17 protein-coding genes and 1 riboswitch are annotated in these 18,167 nt (G+C 57.9%); of the genes, 6 read left to right on the top strand and 11 right to left on the bottom strand.

Going from position 1 to position 18,167, the window contains the following annotated elements; genetic code table 11:
• Positions 1-36: 36 nt before the first annotated feature.
• The 4 genes from yqiA to nudF are packed head-to-tail and all read right to left on the bottom strand — an operon-like array spanning position 37 to position 2,549.
• The gene (gene yqiA / locus AC1V0D_RS16370; protein WP_009087280.1) at positions 37-618 is read right to left on the bottom strand and encodes an esterase YqiA; all 582 of its coding nucleotides are present in this window, start codon (positions 616-618) and stop codon (positions 37-39) included.
• A 3-nt stretch (positions 619-621) separates the two neighbouring features.
• Positions 622-1,449, bottom strand: a complete 828-nt coding sequence (gene cpdA / locus AC1V0D_RS16365) for a 3',5'-cyclic-AMP phosphodiesterase (protein ID WP_009087282.1) — start codon at positions 1,447-1,449, stop codon at positions 622-624.
• 42 nt (positions 1,450-1,491) lie between these two features.
• The gene (locus AC1V0D_RS16360) at positions 1,492-1,917 is read right to left on the bottom strand and encodes a DUF1249 family protein (RefSeq protein WP_009087284.1); all 426 of its coding nucleotides are present in this window, start codon (positions 1,915-1,917) and stop codon (positions 1,492-1,494) included.
• A complete protein-coding gene (gene nudF, locus AC1V0D_RS16355; RefSeq protein WP_482907820.1) occupies positions 1,914-2,549 on the bottom strand; it encodes an ADP-ribose diphosphatase in 636 nt (211 codons plus the stop codon). Before nudF ends, AC1V0D_RS16360 begins: the two co-directional genes overlap by 4 nt.
• 211 nt (positions 2,550-2,760) lie before the next feature.
• On the opposite strand from nudF, the gene tolC reads away from it, so the two are divergent.
• The 3 genes from tolC (at position 2,761) to AC1V0D_RS16340 (ending at position 6,213) form a co-directional block, all read left to right on the top strand.
• On the top strand, positions 2,761-4,230 hold the full coding sequence (gene tolC / locus AC1V0D_RS16350; RefSeq protein WP_058956432.1) for an outer membrane channel protein TolC: 1,470 nt from the start codon (positions 2,761-2,763) through the stop codon (positions 4,228-4,230).
• Between the two features lie 144 nt (positions 4,231-4,374).
• Entirely contained in the window at positions 4,375-5,046 is a 672-nt protein-coding gene (locus tag AC1V0D_RS16345) for a DUF1190 family protein (RefSeq protein WP_009087289.1), read from the top strand.
• A gap of 6 nt (positions 5,047-5,052) precedes the next feature.
• Entirely contained in the window at positions 5,053-6,213 is a 1,161-nt protein-coding gene (locus AC1V0D_RS16340; protein ID WP_482907765.1) for a glutathionylspermidine synthase family protein, read from the top strand.
• A 51-nt stretch (positions 6,214-6,264) separates the two neighbouring features.
• Here AC1V0D_RS16340 and ygiD read toward each other — a convergent pair whose 3' ends face one another.
• Together ygiD and ribB are read right to left on the bottom strand one after the other, a co-directional pair.
• Positions 6,265-7,050 (bottom strand): 4,5-DOPA-extradiol-dioxygenase, encoded by a 786-nt coding sequence (gene ygiD, locus AC1V0D_RS16335; RefSeq protein ID WP_009087292.1) that lies wholly within the window; start codon positions 7,048-7,050, stop codon positions 6,265-6,267.
• Positions 7,051-7,206: 156 nt separating this feature from the next.
• On the bottom strand, positions 7,207-7,863 hold the full coding sequence (gene ribB, locus AC1V0D_RS16330; RefSeq protein WP_482907764.1) for a 3,4-dihydroxy-2-butanone-4-phosphate synthase: 657 nt from the start codon (positions 7,861-7,863) through the stop codon (positions 7,207-7,209).
• A 110-nt stretch (positions 7,864-7,973) separates the two neighbouring features.
• Positions 7,974-8,131: riboswitch (FMN riboswitch) on the bottom strand.
• 170 nt (positions 8,132-8,301) lie between these two features.
• Here ribB and ubiK point away from each other — a divergent pair.
• Positions 8,302-8,697 (top strand): ubiquinone biosynthesis accessory factor UbiK, encoded by a 396-nt coding sequence (ubiK, locus tag AC1V0D_RS16325; protein ID WP_009087294.1) that lies wholly within the window; start codon positions 8,302-8,304, stop codon positions 8,695-8,697.
• A 39-nt stretch (positions 8,698-8,736) separates the two neighbouring features.
• On the opposite strand, the gene hldE is transcribed toward ubiK, so the two are convergent.
• The 3 genes from hldE to AC1V0D_RS16310 form a co-directional block, all read right to left on the bottom strand.
• Positions 8,737-10,161 (bottom strand): bifunctional D-glycero-beta-D-manno-heptose-7-phosphate kinase/D-glycero-beta-D-manno-heptose 1-phosphate adenylyltransferase HldE, encoded by a 1,425-nt coding sequence (hldE, locus tag AC1V0D_RS16320; RefSeq protein WP_009087295.1) that lies wholly within the window; start codon positions 10,159-10,161, stop codon positions 8,737-8,739.
• A gap of 70 nt (positions 10,162-10,231) precedes the next feature.
• Positions 10,232-13,084: a bifunctional [glutamate--ammonia ligase]-adenylyl-L-tyrosine phosphorylase/[glutamate--ammonia-ligase] adenylyltransferase gene (gene glnE / locus AC1V0D_RS16315; RefSeq protein ID WP_482907763.1), complete on the bottom strand. Its 2,853-nt coding sequence runs from the start codon at positions 13,082-13,084 to the stop codon at positions 10,232-10,234.
• A gap of 33 nt (positions 13,085-13,117) precedes the next feature.
• Positions 13,118-14,428, bottom strand: coding sequence for a CYTH domain-containing protein (locus AC1V0D_RS16310; RefSeq protein WP_482907762.1), 1,311 nt, complete (start codon positions 14,426-14,428; stop codon positions 13,118-13,120).
• A 270-nt stretch (positions 14,429-14,698) separates the two neighbouring features.
• On the opposite strand from AC1V0D_RS16310, the gene AC1V0D_RS16305 reads away from it, so the two are divergent.
• Together AC1V0D_RS16305 and AC1V0D_RS16300 are read left to right on the top strand one after the other, a co-directional pair.
• Positions 14,699-15,319, top strand: coding sequence for a TIGR04211 family SH3 domain-containing protein (locus AC1V0D_RS16305; RefSeq protein WP_009087298.1), 621 nt, complete (start codon positions 14,699-14,701; stop codon positions 15,317-15,319).
• A gap of 158 nt (positions 15,320-15,477) precedes the next feature.
• Entirely contained in the window at positions 15,478-16,710 is a 1,233-nt protein-coding gene (locus AC1V0D_RS16300; RefSeq protein ID WP_482907761.1) for a multifunctional CCA addition/repair protein, read from the top strand.
• A gap of 15 nt (positions 16,711-16,725) precedes the next feature.
• On the opposite strand, the gene bacA is transcribed toward AC1V0D_RS16300, so the two are convergent.
• Positions 16,726-17,544: an undecaprenyl-diphosphate phosphatase gene (bacA, locus tag AC1V0D_RS16295; protein ID WP_009087300.1), complete on the bottom strand. Its 819-nt coding sequence runs from the start codon at positions 17,542-17,544 to the stop codon at positions 16,726-16,728.
• Between the two features lie 191 nt (positions 17,545-17,735).
• Entirely contained in the window at positions 17,736-18,095 is a 360-nt protein-coding gene (gene folB / locus AC1V0D_RS16290; protein ID WP_010249061.1) for a bifunctional dihydroneopterin aldolase/7,8-dihydroneopterin epimerase, read from the bottom strand.
• Between the last annotated feature and the right edge of the window lie 72 nt (positions 18,096-18,167).

Here is an 18,167-nt window from a genome sequence, read left to right as displayed (position 1 = left end):
TCAGATGGGTGAAATGGGGTGCGATTTCCGCGTTACTCAGGTGTGATTCAGACCAAGAAAGTCCAGAATCTGCGGGAAATGGCGCTCGAATCCAGTAAATGCATGATTTCCGCCCTCTTCTACCGTGTGGCGACACGCGCTGTAGTAGTCGAGCGCCTGACGGTAATCGAGAACTTCATCGCCGGTTTGTTGCAGCAGCCAGAGTAAATCGGGCGCTTCCAGCGGTTCGATCTGCATCACTTTCAGATCGTAAATGTGGCGTGACTCTAACACATATTGCTGGCCGGTGTAGGGATTCTGATTGTCGCCAAGGAAATCGGCCAGCAGCTCAAAGGGGCGTACCGCAGGGTTGACGACAACCGCCGGCAGCATAAAGCATTGTGACAGCCAGGTGGCGTAATAGCCCCCCAGCGACGAGCCGACCAGCCCCAGGGTTTCACCGCTGTGGCTCAGGACCAGCTCTTCCAGCAGGGCGGCAGCGTCCGCCGGAAAGGTTGGCAGCTGCGGCACAATCATCTTAATCGACGGATGATGCGTCTCTAACCATTGCCGGAACTGCGTCGCCTTCGCCGACTGCGGCGAGCTGTTAAAACCGTGCAGATAGAGCAGTGCCGCCACGCGTCAGTATCCTTCTGAGTCTAAATCGGGACGAAAAGCGTCGGTGTCGAGCCGGTTAACCTCGGTCTCGACGCCGCCATCCGGATGCAGGGTAAACCAGCGCCAGCCTGGCGCGACGGTATCAATCGCAAAGCTGGTGCAGTGGGGTTTGAACTGCACGCAGGTCGATGGCGTCGCCAGCACCCGGCGGCCATGCCACAGCAGATCCAGCTCCTGATGAATATGACCACATACCAGCGTTCGGGCCAGCGGATAGCGCTGTAGCACCGCGTCAAGCTGATGGGAATTGCGCAGGCTGTGCTGGTCGAGCCAGGTGCAGCCTGAGGCCAGCGGATGGTGATGCAACAGGACCAGCGTATGTCGTTGTGGAAAGCGGGCCAGCGCGTTATCGAGCCACTCCAGCTGGTAGTCGCTCAGCATGCCGTGCGGCACACCGGGCACCTGGCTGTCGAGCAGAACGATCTGCCACTGATCGCCCAGCAGCACCTGCTTGTGGGCATTGATATGGGCGGCTGCCAGCGTATCGACCATCGCAGGCTGGAAATCGTGATTTCCCGGCAGCCAGACGCAGGGGCGGGGCAAACGTGAGATACCCTCAGCAAAATGCTGATAGGCCTCCACTGAGTGGTCCTGAGCCAGATCGCCGGTGGCAATGATCAGGTCGTAGTCGCGCTGCTGCGCAGTAATTGCCTCCACGACCGCTTCATAGCTCGACCAGGTATTCACCCCAAGTAGCGACTCATGTTTTCCAGCGAACAGGTGGGTGTCCGTGATTTGTAAAATCCTGATTTCGGAACCGTTCGCCACAGGAAGAGTTAGCAGGCTATCCAAAGCGTTTCCTTCGTCTCCACGCCATTTACTGCATTATACGCATCAGCAGACCGGAACTGCCATTGCGCCATGTGCCAGGCAGTAGCGCAGCCAGTCTGCGAGAAACTGGTTTATCTGATGTTTTTCATCGCGCTGATGCAATTTTTTATTAGGATAATCATAGCGCGCTTTAAAGCGATAGATCTGTTGAGTTGAACACACTTCAGCGACCATCGCATCGTGATAGAGCCGTACCGACATCGAAGGCAGGCTCCAGTAACTCACGGCAGGCGCGACCTGGCGAATCTCCACCAGCGTGGTGTAGCGGGTCGACTCCTGGATGGTCAGCTGATAACGGGCGCCACTCACCTGATAGATCACCGATGCGCCCGCCTCATCGCTGCGCGGCAGCAGGCGGCGTAACTGGGCGAAATTGGTTTCGCAGAGCCGCATCATTTCGGGGAAATCAGGGGTATAGCGCTGTTTCATTTTTGTATCCACTCTTCACGTAGTTTTTCATGGTGCAACGCCAGCCATTGCAGGGCGATGACAGACGCCGCATTATCGATAATCCCCTCTTCCACCCAGCGATAAGCCTGTTCGCGGCTCACCACATGGACAAGAATATCCTCATTCTCTTCCTCCAGACCATGGCATCCCTCTGCCAGGCTGGCATCCACTTCCCCGATCAGCACCGACAGTCGTTCGCTGGTGCCGCCAGGGCTGGCCAGATAGCTCAGCATAGGCTTAATCCGGCCGACATCTAATCCTGCTTCTTCCACGGCTTCACGACGCACGACCTGCTCAACAGACTCCCCCGGTTCGATAATGCCGGCGACCATCTCCAGCAGCCAGGGCGAGGCACTGCTGTCATAAGCCGGGATGCGGATCTGTTCAATCAGCACCACTTCATCACGTAAGGGATCATAAGGTAGCAGCACGGCGGCATGTCCGCGCTCAAAAACTTCGCGCTGCACTTCGCCGCTCATTTCGCCATTAAACTGGCGGTGGCGGAAGCGGTAACGTACAACGGAAAAAAAACCATCATAGACGGTTTCGCGTGTAATAATTTCTACATCGTTTTTTGTGAAAGTCACGGGGGATTTTTTTTCTTCCGGCATCATCAGGTTCCTTATGCAGATTGGGTGGAGCGAAAAAAGCCTCTGACCGTGCTCCATGTAGGGTGTTCTTTCTGAATTATTTACGTAAATTAGAGGGAGAAGGCACGTTCAGCCAACTTATCTCACAGTTGCCCTCTGCTAGAATCGGCGATAATTTTTGGCTTACCCGGCAGCGCACGCACTGCAATTTGCTGCAACAAAAGGAATGCAAATGAAAAAACTGCTCCCATTTTTTATTGGGCTGAGCCTGGGCGGTTTCAGCTTTACCGGCCAGGCCGAAGATCTGCTGCAGGTTTACCAGCAGGCACGTCTGAGCAACCCGGATCTGCGCAGCGCCGCAGCCGATCGCGATTCTGCTTTTGAGAAAATCAACGAAGCGCGTAGCCCATTATTACCACAGCTCGGCCTGGGTGCAGATTACACCTACAACAGCGGTTATCGCGATAACAGCGGACTCCATTCCAACACGACCAGTGGCTCGCTGCAATTAACCCAGACCATTTTCGACATGTCGAAATGGCGCGCGCTGACCCTGCAGGAAAAAGCGGCCGGTATTCAGGATGTGACCTATCAGGTTGCACAGCAGGATCTGATTCTGAACACCGCCACCGCCTACTTCAACGTGCTGAAAGCGATTGATACGCTTTCTTACACCGAAGCGCAGAAACAATCCATCTATCGTGAGCTGGACCAGACGACTCAGCGCTTTAACGTCGGCCTGGTGGCCATCACTGACGTTCAGAACGCCCGCGCGCAGTATGACAGCGTGCTGGCTAACGAAGTCACCGCGCGAAACAATCTGGATAACAACGTAGAGACGCTGCGTCAGATCACCGGCATGGACTACCTGTCGCTGGCGTCGCTGAACATCGACCGTTTCAGAACCGATAAGCCGGAAGCGGTCAGCGCGCTGCTCAAGCAGGCGGAAAGCCGTAACCTGTCGCTGCTCTCTGCACGTCTGAACCAGGATCTGGCCCGTGAGCAGATCCGCTCCGCGGAAACCGGTCATATGCCGACGCTGGATCTGACCGCCTCTACCGGTATGTCGAACAGCAAATATGGCGGCAGCCGTGCTAACCAGAGTGCAGGCTCTACCGACTCCATCACCGGTTCAAACCAGGTGGGTCTGAGCTTCTCCCTGCCGCTTTACAGCGGCGGCGGCGTGACCTCTCAGGTGAAACAGGCGCAGTACGGTTTCGTCAGCGCCAGCGAACAGCTGGAAAGCGCTCACCGCACTGCGGTGCAGACCGTGCGCTCATCGTTCAACAACGTGAACGCCTCGATCAGCAGCATCAACGCCTATAAACAGGCCGTTGTCTCTGCGCAGAGTTCACTGGATGCGTCAGAAGCCGGTTATCAGGTGGGTACACGTACTATCGTCGACGTGCTGGATGCGACCACCGTACTCTACAATGCCAAGCAGCAGCTTTCTGATGCGCGCTACAGCTACCTGATTAACCAGCTGAACATCAGCTATGCGCTGGGCACGCTCAACGAGCAGAGCCTGCAGAAACTGAACAGCCAGCTGGGTAAAGAGATCCCGACCTCTCCGGAAACCGTGGCACCGGAAAACGCGCAGCAGACCGCGCGCGTGGACAACGGTCCGGTCGCGACGGGTTCAGCAGAGGCTGCACGTCCTGCCGCTGCCCGCCAGAAAAGCGGTAACCCTTTCGGTAACTAATCAGCACTGACGGGCTGCTTTGCGGCCCGTCTCTCTGTTGAACGTATAACTAAGTAAAGATCCCTGCGGCATCAGGCCTTCAGCTTCAATTTTACCCCCCCATCCCCTATTCTATGCGCTACCTTTGGGCACAGGATAATCATAATGAAACGCACAAAATCTATTCGCTATGCCGCTTTTCGTAAGAGCTGGCAGGCGCGCCATTTAACGCCTGTTGCTATCGCGGTTTCAGCGGTATTTATGCTGGCAGGCTGCGAGCAGAACGATGAAACGGTTTCGATGTATCAGAACGCCGATGACTGTTCTAAAGCCAATCCGGGTCAGAGTGCGCAATGTACCACCGCCTTCAATGAAGCCAAAAAAGAGGCGGAGCGCACCGCGCCAAAATATGCCACACGTGAAGATTGTGTCGCTGAATTTGGTGAAAACCAGTGTCAGCAGACCCCGGCTCAGGCGGGCGCCGGCACCACCAATGCTGAAGCCCAGCAGAGTGGCGGCAGTTTCTGGATGCCGCTGATGGCCGGTTACATGATGGGTCGCATGATGGGCGGTGGCGCAGGCTTCGCACAGCAGCCACTCTTCTCGTCGAAAAACCCGCGCAGTCCGGCAAATGGCCAGTTTGTGGATGCTTCCGGCCGTAATTATGGTGCCGCGACCTCCGGCAAAACCATGAACGTGCCGAAAACGGCGCTGGCCCCTAAACCGGCCACGACCTCCACCATCACCCGTGGTGGCTTCGGTGAAACTGTGGCGAAGCAGAACAGCATGCAGCGCAGCAGCGCCAGCGGTACCTCCAGCCGCTCAATGGGAGGTTAATCCCCGATGGAACGCATTGCCATTTCAGAGCGTCCGGGCTGGCGCGAAAAAGCCACCGAGTTCGGTTTTCGTTTTCACACCATGCATGGCGAGCCCTACTGGTGCGAAGAGGCGTACTACCAGTTCACGCTGGCGCAAATCGATCATCTGGAAGAGGTGACGGCTGAGCTGCACCAGATGTGTCTGCAGGTGGTGGAAAAAGTGGTCAACAGTGAAGCCCTGCTGACCCGCTTCCGCATTCCCCGGCACACCTGGGATTTTGTGCGGGATTCGTGGCGTCAGCGTCAGCCCTCGCTCTATTCGCGTCTCGATCTCGCCTGGGATGGCAAAGGCGACATCAAGCTGCTGGAGAACAATGCCGATACGCCGACCTCGCTGTATGAAGCGGCCTTTTTCCAGTGGCTCTGGCTGGAAGACCAGCTTAATGCCGGACAGCTCCCGGCTGGCAGCGATCAGTTCAACAGCCTGCAGGAAAAACTGATCGAGCGCTTTGCCACCCTGCATCAGCAGCATGGGTTTAACCTGCTGCATTTCGCCTGCTGCCGTGACACCGAAGAAGATCGCGGCACGGTGCAGTATCTTCAGGACTGCGCGACCGAAGCGGGTCTGCCGGTTGAATTTCTCTACATTGATGAAATTGGCCTGGGAGAAAAAGGCGAGTTTACCGATGCTCAGGATCAGGTGATCAGCAACCTGTTTAAGCTCTATCCGTGGGAATTCATGCTGCGTGAGATGTTCTCCACCAAGCTGGCTGATGCTGGCGTGCGCTGGCTCGAACCAGCCTGGAAGAGCATTCTGTCGAACAAAGCCCTGCTGCCGATGCTCTGGGAGATGTTCCCGAATCACCCTAATCTGCTGCCCGCCTGGTTCGCGGAAGATGATGTCCCGCCGATGGAAAAGTATGTGGTTAAGCCGCTGTTTTCCCGCGAGGGCGCGAACATCCGCATCATCGAGAAGGGTCAGGAGATCGCCCGCGTCGACGGGCCTTACGGTGAAGAGGGAATGATCGTCCAGCAGTTTCATCCGCTGCCTAAGTTTGGTGACAGCTACACGCTGATCGGCAGCTGGCTGATTGACGATCAACCCGCCGGTATCGGCCTGCGTGAAGATCGCGAGCTGATCACTCAGGATCATTCGCGTTTCTATCCGCACGCGTTTATCGGTTAACGCAGCGCGACAAGAACAGGCCAGCCTCTGGCCTGTTTTCTCTCAGCAGCCCTAACCTGCCTGAACCGACAACATGCTGATGGCACCCATCTCCATCCCCTCAACCGGAAGGGTGATGGCGTCATCCGGCTGACGCGCACCGAGCACATAGAGCAGCGGCAGATAGTGCTCAGGCGTCGGGTTAGCCAGGGCCGCATCAGGATGCGTCATAAAGTTCACCAGCGGATGGGAAGCGGCATCGCTCTGCACCTCAAGGTTATCGCGGACAAACTGCTCAAAGCGGCTGGCCCAGGGATAGACCTCGTCTCCGCCTCCCCAGCGCACCTTACGCAGGTTATGCACCACGTTACCACTGGCGACGATCATCACACCCTGATCGCGCAGCGCGGCCAGTTTCTGCCCCATCTCGAAGTGAAATGCAGCAGGTTTTGTGCCGTCGATGCTGAGCTGCACCACCGGAATATCGGCCTGCGGGTACATCTTAATCAGCACGCCCCAGGAACCGTGATCGAATCCCCATTCATGATCCAGCGTTACCGCCACCGGTGCCAGCTGCTCCACCAGCTGCTGCGCCAGCTCAGGCGAGCCCGGTGCAGGATAGCGGGTGTCAAACAGCGCCTGCGGAAAGCCACCAAAATCATGAATGGTTCTGGGGGAGGCCATCGCCGTTACCGCCGTACCGCGCGTATACCAGTGCGCAGAGACCGCCACAATCGCCCGCGGGCGTGGCAGAGTCTCACCTGCATGGCGCCAGGCGGCCGTATAACGGTTCTCTTCAAGGGCATTCATTGGGTTGCCGTGGCCCAAAAACAGCGCCGGCATGCGTAACTGGCTCATTCGTGATCCCCCGGGATCGGTTAGGTGATAGCCACTACGATACGCGCATTCCCGACGTTAGCACGCTGATAAGCGTGATGATGATTATCAGAAAATTTGAATAACTCAGAAAGGAAAACAGGTCACGATGCGTGACCTGTTTTTGACGGTCAGCGATTAGCTGGCGTGACGCGTCTCGTGTTCACGACGCCAGGCAATCAGATCTTCAATGGTCACCACCGGCATGTTGTGCTGACGCGCGAACGCAATCGCCTCAGGCGCATGCGCCATAGTGCCGTCGTCGTTGGTCAGTTCACACAGTACGCCTGCGGGCTTAAAGCCGGCCAGCGTCACTAAATCGATGGTCGCTTCGGTATGACCGCCACGGCTTAAGACGCCACCTTCACGCGCACGCAGCGGGAAGACATGGCCAGGGCGATGCAGATCGGTGGGTTTAGCGTCATCAGCAATCGCCGCACGGATCGTGGTAATACGGTCCTGAGCAGAAACGCCGGTGGTAACGCCCTCTGCAGCCTCGATGGTCACCGTGAAGCCGGTGCCAAACGAGCTGGTGTTGTTCTCCACCATCATTGGCAGGTCGAGCTGCTGGCGACGTTCTTCGGTCAGGCAGAGGCACACGATGCCGCTGCCGTGACGAATGGTCAGAGCCATCTGTTCAACGGTCATGGTTTCTGCGGCGAAGATCATATCGCCTTCGTTTTCACGATTTTCATCGTCGAGCACCATCACACCGCGTCCCTCACGCATGGCGGCGATAGCACGTTCTACACGCTGTTGAGGCGTGCCAAATTCAGAAAGTAGCGTCTGATTCATGGTAATAAAAACCTTAAAATGTATGGGTTACCAGAATCAGGGCATGCTTAGGAGTGACGTCAAAAAGACGTGGCAATAACGTGATGCAGACACAATTGTCCGACAGGTGTCGTTACCCTCTCCCATCCGGACTGTAACCGTCGGCCCCGGAATTGCACCGGATCTGCTGTCCTTTACCCCGCTTTTCAGTGGAGTAAAGCGCTCGCGGGCTTTCAGCCGAGGCTGATTTACCGCCGGTGGGGAATTGCGCCCCGCCCTGAGAATAAGCAAATCAACTATAACGCCGATCGTTTGTAGCGGCAATCATCAATAGCGCAATTGCTTTTGCATTTTCTGCGTTACCGATTTGAGGTTTATCCTTTTCATTTCTGGCATTACACTTAACACTTATTACGTTGGTAAACACGCTGACACAGCTCCCGTAACCAGGAAATCATCATGATCGACACGAAAAAAATTGAACAACTTGCCCGCCAGGTTCACGACGCGATGCCTAAAGGCGTTCGCGAGTTTGGCGATGATGTCGAAAAGAAAATTCGTCAGGTTCTCCAGGCGCAGCTGACCCGGATGGATCTGGTTAACCGTGAAGAGTTTGATGTGCAGACGCAGGTGTTGCTGCGTACGCGTGAGAAAATGGCGGCACTGGAGCAGCGTCTGGCCCAGCTGGAAAGTCAGGGTTCATCAGCAGGTACGCCGCCGACCGCGACCGCACCGGTTGCCCCTGCTGCGCCGGTTACCCCGCCGTCATCCGTAGCGACTTCCCCTGCCGCAGCACCGGTATCAACACCGGCTGCCGATGTCGTGAAACCTGCTGCGGATAACAAGCCAGAATAAGCCGTTAAGCGGGAGCACGGCTCCCGCTTAATACCGCTGTCAGCTGCTGCGGATGGTTTTGATGATGTTGGTGGTTGAGATACCGTCTTCGAAGTTCAGCACCTGTACGTCGCCGCCATTTGCCCACACCTCTTTGCTGCCCGCGATATCTTCCGGCTTGTAATCGCCGCCTTTGACCAGCAGGTCAGGCAGAATGCTGGCGATCAGCCGCTGCGGGGTATCCTCTTCAAACAGCACCACCCAGTCGACCGCTTCCAGCGCACCGAGAACAATCATGCGGTTTTCCTGCGGATTGACCGGACGGCTCTCCCCTTTCAGACGTTTCGTTGACGCATCGCTGTTAACCGCGACAATCAGTCGATCGCCGAGTTTGCGGGCGTTCGCCAGGTAAGAGACATGACCGGCATGCAGAATGTCGAACACCCCGTTGGTCATCACCACTTTTTCACCGCGGCGGCGCGCCATCTCAACGGCGGCTTTTAACTGCGCTTCCGTCATGATGCCGAACCCCTGCTCCGGTCGGGCATGAATAGCGTTTTCCAGCTCAACGGTACTGACCGTCGAGGTTCCCAGTTTGCCGACCACGACACCGGCTGCTGCATTGGCGAGGAAACAGGCTTCTTCCAGTGAATCGCCTGCCGCCAGCGCCGCCGCCAGTACGCCAATGACCGTATCGCCGGCACCGGTCACGTCATAGACCTCCTGCGCCTGAGTCGGCAGATGCAGTGGTGCTTTGCCTGGCTGCAGCAGCGTCATGCCATTCTCGGAGCGGGTCACCAGCAGCGCAGAGAGATCGAAATCGGCAATCAGCTGCATGCCGCGCGAGACAATCTCCTCTTCGCTTTTGCATTTGCCGACCACGGCTTCAAATTCTGAAAGGTTTGGCGTCAGCAGCGTCGCGCCACGGTAGCGGGCAAAATCGGTGCCTTTCGGGTCGATGAGAACCGGCACACCGGCGTCACGCGCCAGAGTAATCATGGTCTGCACGCTTTCCAGCGCGCCTTTGGCGTAATCGGATAGCACCAGCGCACCGGCAGCCACCAGGGATTCGCGCATCTTCTGATGAATCGGTTCCGGATCGACCTGATCAAAGCCCTCTTCAAAGTCGAGGCGGATCAGCTGCTGATTGCGGGAAAGCACGCGCAGTTTGGTGATGGTCGGATGGCTTTTAACCGCCACGAAGTCACAGTGTACGTTGACATCTTTCAGCGTGCTGCTTAACACGCGCGCCGCATCATCTTCGCCGGTCAGGCCAATCAGGCGTGACGCGGCACCGAGTGCTGCAATGTTCATCGCCACGTTTGCTGCGCCGCCAGGACGCTCTTCAACCGTGTCCACTTTCACCACCGGCACCGGTGCCTCAGGGGAGATACGGCTGGTTGGGCCATACCAGTAGCGGTCCAACATTACATCGCCGACGACCAGCACTGAGGCTTGACCGAACGCGGGCAGAGTCACTTTCATTCCAGACACTCCAGACTGCATTAAAAATAGTGCGCGGATGATAGCACAGTTGCGATTTGTGCTATCAGCATCACGCCAGGATAGACGCAGGCGTTACCAGCCAGCGCTGCCAGCTGCTCAGCACCGTCTGCTGCTCCGCGCCATAGGCCTCTGGCTCCACGTGGCCAGGCAGCTCCTGCAGCGCGCGATGGTGCAGGGCGTCGCGCAGGGTAACGTAAGCCTGCGTCAGCGCCTCCGCTTCATCGGCGGCCATTTTGTGGTACGTCGCCATCAGCTCAAAAATGCGCACATTATCTGACCAGCGGGTGAGTTCAGGCTGCTCAGCGGCGTAGCGTAAGACAAGATATTGCGCGATGAATTCAATATCGGTGATGCCGCCCGCGTCCGTTTTAATATCCCAGCGACCTTTGTGCTTGTTGCTGAGGTGAGTGCGCATCTTTTCACGCATCTCACGCACTTCGGTCTGCAGGGCTTCCGCGCTGCGCGACTGCGAGAGGATCGCCCGGCGAATGGCATTGAAGCGTTCCCCCAGCGCCGCCTCGCCAAATACCACGCGCGCCCGGACCAGTGCCTGATGCTCCCAGGTCCAGGCTTCGTTGCGCTGATAGTCGTCAAAGGCGTCAAAGGTACTGACCAGCATGCCCGCCGCGCCGGAAGGACGCAGCCGCGCATCCACTTCATAGAGAATGCCGGAGGCGGTGCGGGTACTGAACAGATGCATGATGCGCTGAGCAAGACGCAGATAGAACTGACGGCCATCGATGCTGCGCTCGCCGTCCGTCACCGCGTCTGCCGGGCAGTCATGCAGGAAGACCAGATCGAGGTCAGAACTGTAACCCAGCTCCCAGCCCCCCAGCTTGCCGTAGCCCAGCACGGCAAAGCCGCGCTCATGTTCGCTGGTCAGGTGCGAGGGGCGGCCGTAGCGCTGCACCATCATCGTCCACGCCTGCCGCACCACGGAGTCGATAATCGCCTCTGCCAGCCAGGTCAGGTGATCGCTCACTTTCATCACCGGCAGCGTGCCCGCGATGTCGGCGGCGGCAATACGCAGATGCTGAGCCTGTTTAAACTGCCGCACCGCTTCCAGCTGCTGCTCTTCATCCTCGGTGGGAATACGCAGCAGATACTGTCGCAGTTCGTCACGATAGGCGTCGGTGGCGGTGGGCTGATAGAGCGTGGCGGGATCGAGCAGCTCATCCAGCAGCAAGGGGTGACGTGCCAGCTGGCTAGCCACCATCGGTGAGGCGGCACACAGCCGGATCAGATGACGCAGCGCGCCATGATATTCGGTGAGCAGCTCCAGATAGGTGCTGCGGGTCAGCACACCAAGCAGCAGCGGCGTCACGCGGCTGAGCGTGACCGCCGCGTCTTCGCGCAGGCAGACTTCGCTCAGCAGCCGCGGCATCAGCTGATCCAGCGCCTGACGACCACGCGGGCCGATGGTGCGCCGGCTGATGTCCTGACGAAAAGCCTCCAGCGTCTGATGCAGTGACAGCCGCTGATCGTCGCTGAGCTGTGGCACCAGCGGAGCCAGCTCGCTGTCCTCCAGCTGGTCCTGCCACAGAACCTGAAACTCCGCCAGCTCACGCTGGTCGTCAATGTCCGGGGTGTCCTCACCAATCAGCTCGTCAAAGATAGTGCGTACGGCCGCCATCTGACTGTCGAGCTGCGTCATCAGCGTCGCCCAGTCGGCACAATCCATTGCCCATGCCAGCCGGGCGCGATGCAGCGCATCCTCCGGCAGGGTCTGTGTCTGCTCATCGCCCAGGCTCTGCAGCAGATTCTCAAGCCGCCGCAGAAACAGGTAGGCCTCGCGCAGCGCATCGACCTGTTCAGCAGGGAGCAGAGCCAGCGTTTTAATCGCCTCCAGCGTTGGCAGCAGCGCACGCAACTGAAGTGAGCGCTCACGTCCACCGCGAATCAGCTGAAACACCTGCACGATAAATTCGGTTTCGCGAATGCCGCCCGCGCCCAGCTTGATGTTGTTTTTCAGTCCACGTCGCCGCACTTCGCGGCTGATCATCCCTTTCATGTTACGCAGCGACTGAATCACGCTGAAGTCGATATAGCGCCGGTAAACAAAGGGCCGCAGCATCTGCTGCAGCTCAAGGCTCCAGCGATCCTGGTCATCGCCCATCAGCCGCGCCTTGACCATGGCATAGCGCTCCCAGTCGCGCCCCTGCTCCTGGTAGTAATCTTCGAGCGCGGCAAAGCTCATCACCAGCGGGCCGCTGTCGCCAAAGGGGCGCAGCCGCATATCCACCCGATAAACAAAGCCATCCATGGTGGGCTGATCGAGCACTTTGATCAGCCGCTGTCCCATACGGGTAAAGAACTGCGCGTTGTCGAGTTCACGCCGTCCGCCACGCGTGGTGCCGTTTTCTGGCCAGGCAAAAATCAGGTCGATATCAGAGGAGAAATTGAGTTCGCCGCCGCCCAGCTTGCCCATCCCCAGGATCAGCAGCGGCTGTGCCTCACCATCGGCATTGCAGGGTGTGCCGAAATCATGACAGCAGGCCTGATAAACCCAGTCACGCGCCCGGCTGATCAGCACTTCCGCTAACACGCTGAGCTGCTGCAGGCTCTGTACGGTCGAGGCCTGTTGCAGGGCCTGCATCCAGGCGACCCGCACCAGCATACGACGACGAAACAGCCGCAGTTCCCGCATCAGGCTCGCTTCACTGTCAACTGTACTCAGCGCCTGATTCAGCCACGCGGCATAGTGTTGCCACTCATCAGGCTGCGGCGGCTGGTCGCGTATCGCCTGCCACCAGTCGGGATGTTGTTGCAGGTTTTCCAGCACGAAATCACTGAAAGCCAGCCCGGCAGCCTCCTCCGGGCTGAGCGAGGCCAGCGGCACCTCAAGCTGTCGGGCGGCCTCTTCGGCCTGATTGCGTAACAATGCGGGAAGTGCTGACAACATAACGCCCTCCTTGATGGCGTGACCTGAAAGCGGTTAGCGGCCTGTGCCGCTGGTGAGCCAGAACGGCGACTGTTTCATTGCCTGCGAGGCCAGCCAGGCTAAGCCCGACTCCTGCTTTTCATGAATGGCTGACAGCAGCTGCTGCCAGGGTTCCAGCCAGCTGGCGACGGTTTCAGGCGCGTAGGATCCGGCCAGCAGGTGAACCGTCAGCAGCTGACGCGCCAGACGGGTCGCCTTGTCCTGATATTCGTTCGGCTGTTTCACCGTGCTGAAGGTCTCCCTCAGATCGGCATTCACGCGGCTCAGCATGATGTCGCTGAAGCGTTTAAATGAGCCCTGTAGCTTGGTTTCCCCTTTGGCGTCGATCCACTGACGCCACTGAGATTCCGCCAGCCAGTGCGTCAGAGCCAGCTGGGTCTCAACGGAGAGTGAAGAGAGACAGAAGGCAGCAGCGGCCTGCTCTTCATTCACCAGCGTCTCTTCCAGCGTGGTCAGTTGCTGACGCAGCGCGCTGCTGGCTTTGCGTGGCACCAGCGCACCAAACAGGCTGAACGCCTGGCGCAGCAGATCCAGCGCTTCGCGCACCGCATCCTGTGCTGCCGCGTTGCCCCGCAGCCAGACCTCTTCATGATACTGCCAGTGGCTGAGGCCAGCCGACATGGCGGCGACCATCCCCTGCTCCACGGTGGCTTTCGCCCCCGCTTTGAGCAGCGGGAACGGCTTGATCAGGCGCGGCGGATTCCCCTGCGCTAGCTGATAACCCCGGGCGGCTTTACTCAGACTGCCCATCCGCAGTCCCCCCTGCGCCACCAGCTGCTGTGCAAAGGTCAGCAGATCCTGACGTTCGCCACGCTTCAGCTCAAGCTCGACCTCGCACAGCGGTTCGCTGAACTCACCGGCCGACACCTCGCCCTGGTCAAACGCCACTTCAATTTCGCTGTTTCCAGAGGTAATCAGCCAGATCTCGCGCTGGAAATGGGTGGTGAAAAGCGGCTGTAAGCGCGACTGGAGCGCCGCGACATCGGTGCCCTGCGGCCAGATCGTGGCGGGCAGGCGCGCAATATCGAGCACCGGTTCGCTGAGTTCAACGTTGTATTCCGGGCGCTGATGCAGTCCGCCCAGCGTCTGCCCCGCGGCCTTCAGGGTCATCTCATACTGTTTATCGATGCCACGAATGCGTAAGCCCATGTCCCAGCGTCGCAGCTGGTTGTCATCGGTCTCAAAGTAGATGTTGGTCAGTTCACGGGCCGCCTGGTGCTGATGCGGCAAAGTGGAGAAGTACTCAGCCAGTTTCCCGGCCGCTTGTGGAGTTGCAATGAACTTTAGTTCGATTTCGATGGTCATAATTTTTTATTCACTACGCCGCTGGCACTTAAGAGGGTTTTTCCTGCATATTTCAGGCGATTATCAGCAGGCTGGTTACGCTGTCGCCTGAGGGCAAGGGGTTATGAGGCGAAGATTAATGCACAGAAGCGGCGCTGTCTCTGCTTTCTTTGCGCTTTGCAGACCTTTTCGCACTCCCATGAGACCAGGATAGTTCTCATTCAGATTTATGCGGGGCCTCTCCAGACTGTGCCGGTAAATTTTTAGTCAGATTAAGCCAAACGAAATCGAATGAAAAAAATCACACTCGCTGGAATCACTTTGCTGGCCCTCAGCACCCTTGCACCTGCCCACGCCGACGAAAAACGCTATGTCTCTGATGAACTCTCGACCTGGGTGCGCAGCGGCCCCGGCGACCAGTTCCGCCTGCTCGGTAAGCTGAACGCCGGGGAAGAGGTGCAGCTGTTACAGACCAACAATGATACTCATTATGGCCAGATCCGCGATTCGGAAGGCCGCACCACCTGGATCCCCCTGTCGCAGCTCAGCGCAAATCCGAGCCTGCGCACCCGGGTGCCGCAGCTTGAGCAGCAGGTCAAAGATCTGACCGCCAAGCTGGATAACATCGACAACAGCTGGAACCAGCGCACCGCCGAGATGCAGAACAAAGTCGCCAGCAGCGACGGTGTCATCAACGGGCTGAAAGATGAAAATCAGAAGCTGAAAAATGAGCTGATCGTCGCGCAGAAGAAAGTCAGCGCCGCCAACGTTCAGCTGGATGACAAGCAGCGTACCATCATCATGCAGTGGTTTATGTATGGCGGCGGCGTGCTGGGCGTCGGCCTGCTGCTGGGTCTGTTACTGCCGCACATGCTGCCGCGCCGCAAGAAAAGCGATCGCTGGATGAACTGACCGCATTCTGTCGGTTTTAAAGGGGGGATCAGACGATCCCCCCTTTGGCATGTCTGCAATCCGGGCAATCTGTGCAACAATAAAACCAGATGCACCGCTGATTTCAGGCGCGGGATGCGCCCGGCGTGCCGATCATTTCTTTTTCTCTGGAGTTTTACGTGAAGACGTTTCTTGTTGGCGGTGCGGTGCGTGATGCGCTGCTGAATCTGCCGGTTACAGACAAAGACTGGGTGGTGACCGGTGCCACGCCTGAAGCCATGCTGGAGCGGGGCTATCAGCAGGTCGGTCGCGATTTTCCCGTTTTCCTGCATCCTGTCAGCCGCGAAGAGTATGCGCTGGCACGAACCGAGCGGAAAAACGGGAAAGGCTATACCGGATTTGTGACCTGGTCTGCTCCCGACGTGACGCTGGAGCAGGACTTACAGCGGCGCGATCTGACGATTAACGCTATAGCGCAGGATGAGCATGGCAAACTGGTCGATCCCTACGACGGCCAGCGTGATATCGCTCAGCGCCTGCTGCGCCATGTTTCTGCGGCTTTCAGTGAAGACCCGCTGCGGGTTTTGCGGGTCGCGCGCTTTGCGGCGCGTTTTGCTCACCTCAACTTTCGTATCGCCCCTGAAACCCGGCAGCTGATGCAGCAGATGGCGGAGAGCGGAGAGCTGGCAAATCTTACGGCTGAGCGGGTGTGGAAGGAGACGGAAAAAGCCCTGAGCACCCGTAATCCGCAGGTCTATTTTCAGGTACTGCGCGACTGCGGTGCGCTGAAGGTGCTTTTCCCCGAACTGGACAATCTGTTTGGCATCCCGGCCCCTGCGAAGTGGCACCCGGAGATTGACACCGGCGTCCACACGCTGATGACGCTGGCGATGGCTGCCGCGCTCTCCGGAGAGATCGAGGTGCGCTTCGCCACGCTGTTCCATGACGTCGGTAAGGCACTGACGCCGCCTGAGCGGTGGCCCAGCCATCATGGTCATGGTCTGGCGGGTGTGCCGCTGGTTGAGGCGCTGTGTCAGCGGCTGCGGGTGCCCAACGCGATTCGCGATCTGGCCCTGATCGTGACCGAATTTCACGACGTGGTGCACACCATTGAGCGGCAATCCGCGGCGTCGCTGTTGGCGCTGTTCGACCGGATTGATGCGTGGCGCAAGCCGCAGCGCGTCGAACAGATGGCGCTGACCAGTGAAGCGGACGCACGCGGGCGTGCCGGGCTGGAGAGTATGGCCTATCCGCAGGGTGACTATCTGCGTCGCGCTTTTGCGCTGGCGCAGGCGGTTCCCACTAAAGCCGTGATCGAGGCGGGATTTAAAGGTGCGGAAGTGCGGGAGGAGTTAACGCGACGACGGGTTGACGCCGTCGCGCAGGGTCTGGCGATCGGGCAGACTGACTAGCAGTCTGCCTGCGGTTTACATGAAGACCATGTAGACCGCTGCCGCGACGATAAAGCGGTAGATGGCGAACGAGACAAAAGAGATGCGTTTGATCAACTCAAGGAAGGCTTTAATCGCAATCAGCGCCACGATAAATGCCGTCACAAAGCCCACCGCGAACATCGGAAAATCGGCCATCGTCAGGAAGCCGATGCTCTTGTACATATCCAGCACGGTCGCGCCCATCATCATTGGCACGGCCAGGATGAAGGAGAACTCCGACGCGGCATAACGGCTCACGCCCATCAGCATCCCGCCAGAGATAGTGGCACCGGAACGGGAGAAGCCAGGCCACAGCGCCAGGCACTGGAAGCAGCCAATCATAAACGCCTGACGATAGGTAATATCATCGACGCCCACGGCTTTCGGCTGTTTTGGCTTCAGGAACTCGGCGGCCAGCAGCAGCACACCCCCGACCACCAGCGCGTACATCACGTTGATCGGATTAAACAGCGTTTTAATCTGATCGTGCAGCACCAGACCCACAACCACCGCCGGTACCATGCCCAGCAGAATATGGATCAGCGACAGACGACCGCTGCCGACACCCTCATGTTTCACTTCGCCAAAGTGGATGCCGATCAGCCCGAACAGACGGCGCCAGAACATCACCACTACGGCCAGAATCGATCCTAACTGGATCACAACTTCAAAGGTCTCGGCTTTTTCACCCTCAAAGCCCAGCAGGTGACCCACTATAATCATGTGCCCTGTGGAAGAGACCGGTAAAAATTCGGTCAGCCCTTCCACAACGCCCAGGATTGCAGCTACCCAAAGCTGATGAATATCTGCCATCAAATGTTCCCTCTATCCGTTTCAAAACCATTAAAAAGGCGGTAGCGCGCTGCTATCGCCTGAAATCATGCCGCTGTTAGCCTGAAGTAAACCTTAAGGTCTAAACCGATTCGCCTGCTGTAACGTATCGGTACAGGCTATGACAGACAGTAATTTGGTTTGGTTTCATTGTGATGGCAATCACATCGTATTTATTTAGGAATAGTCCCGCGCTCGATTCGCACGCCAACCTGCGCCGCCTGGGCCACCGCGCCCGGTTTGCTGACCTTTATGCGTACGCCAGGCGAATTGAAACGGTTCATCAACAGATCCGCAATTTCTTCAGCAACCCGTTCCACCAGAGCGAAACGGCTGCCGGTCAGATGCGTCAGAATGGCCGAGGAGACATCGGCATAGCTGAGGCAGTCCTTCACATCGTCGCTGCTGGCCGCCAGCCGGTTATCCCAGGCCATTTCGACATCGAGCACCAGCTTCTGCTGTATGCCCTGTTCCCAGTCGTAAACGCCAATGGTGGTGAACACCGTGAGTTGTTCTATAAATACGATATCCATGATAAGACTCTCTGTTTTTGGCTAAGCCGGATACCACTTCCGGCGGATTATGCGTATTATCCACGGTTGAAG

This window comes from Pantoea sp. PA1, from assembly GCF_056856975.1.
The sequence above is the reverse complement of the archived record's forward strand: the minus strand, read 5'-3'. Positions and strand labels throughout refer to the sequence as shown.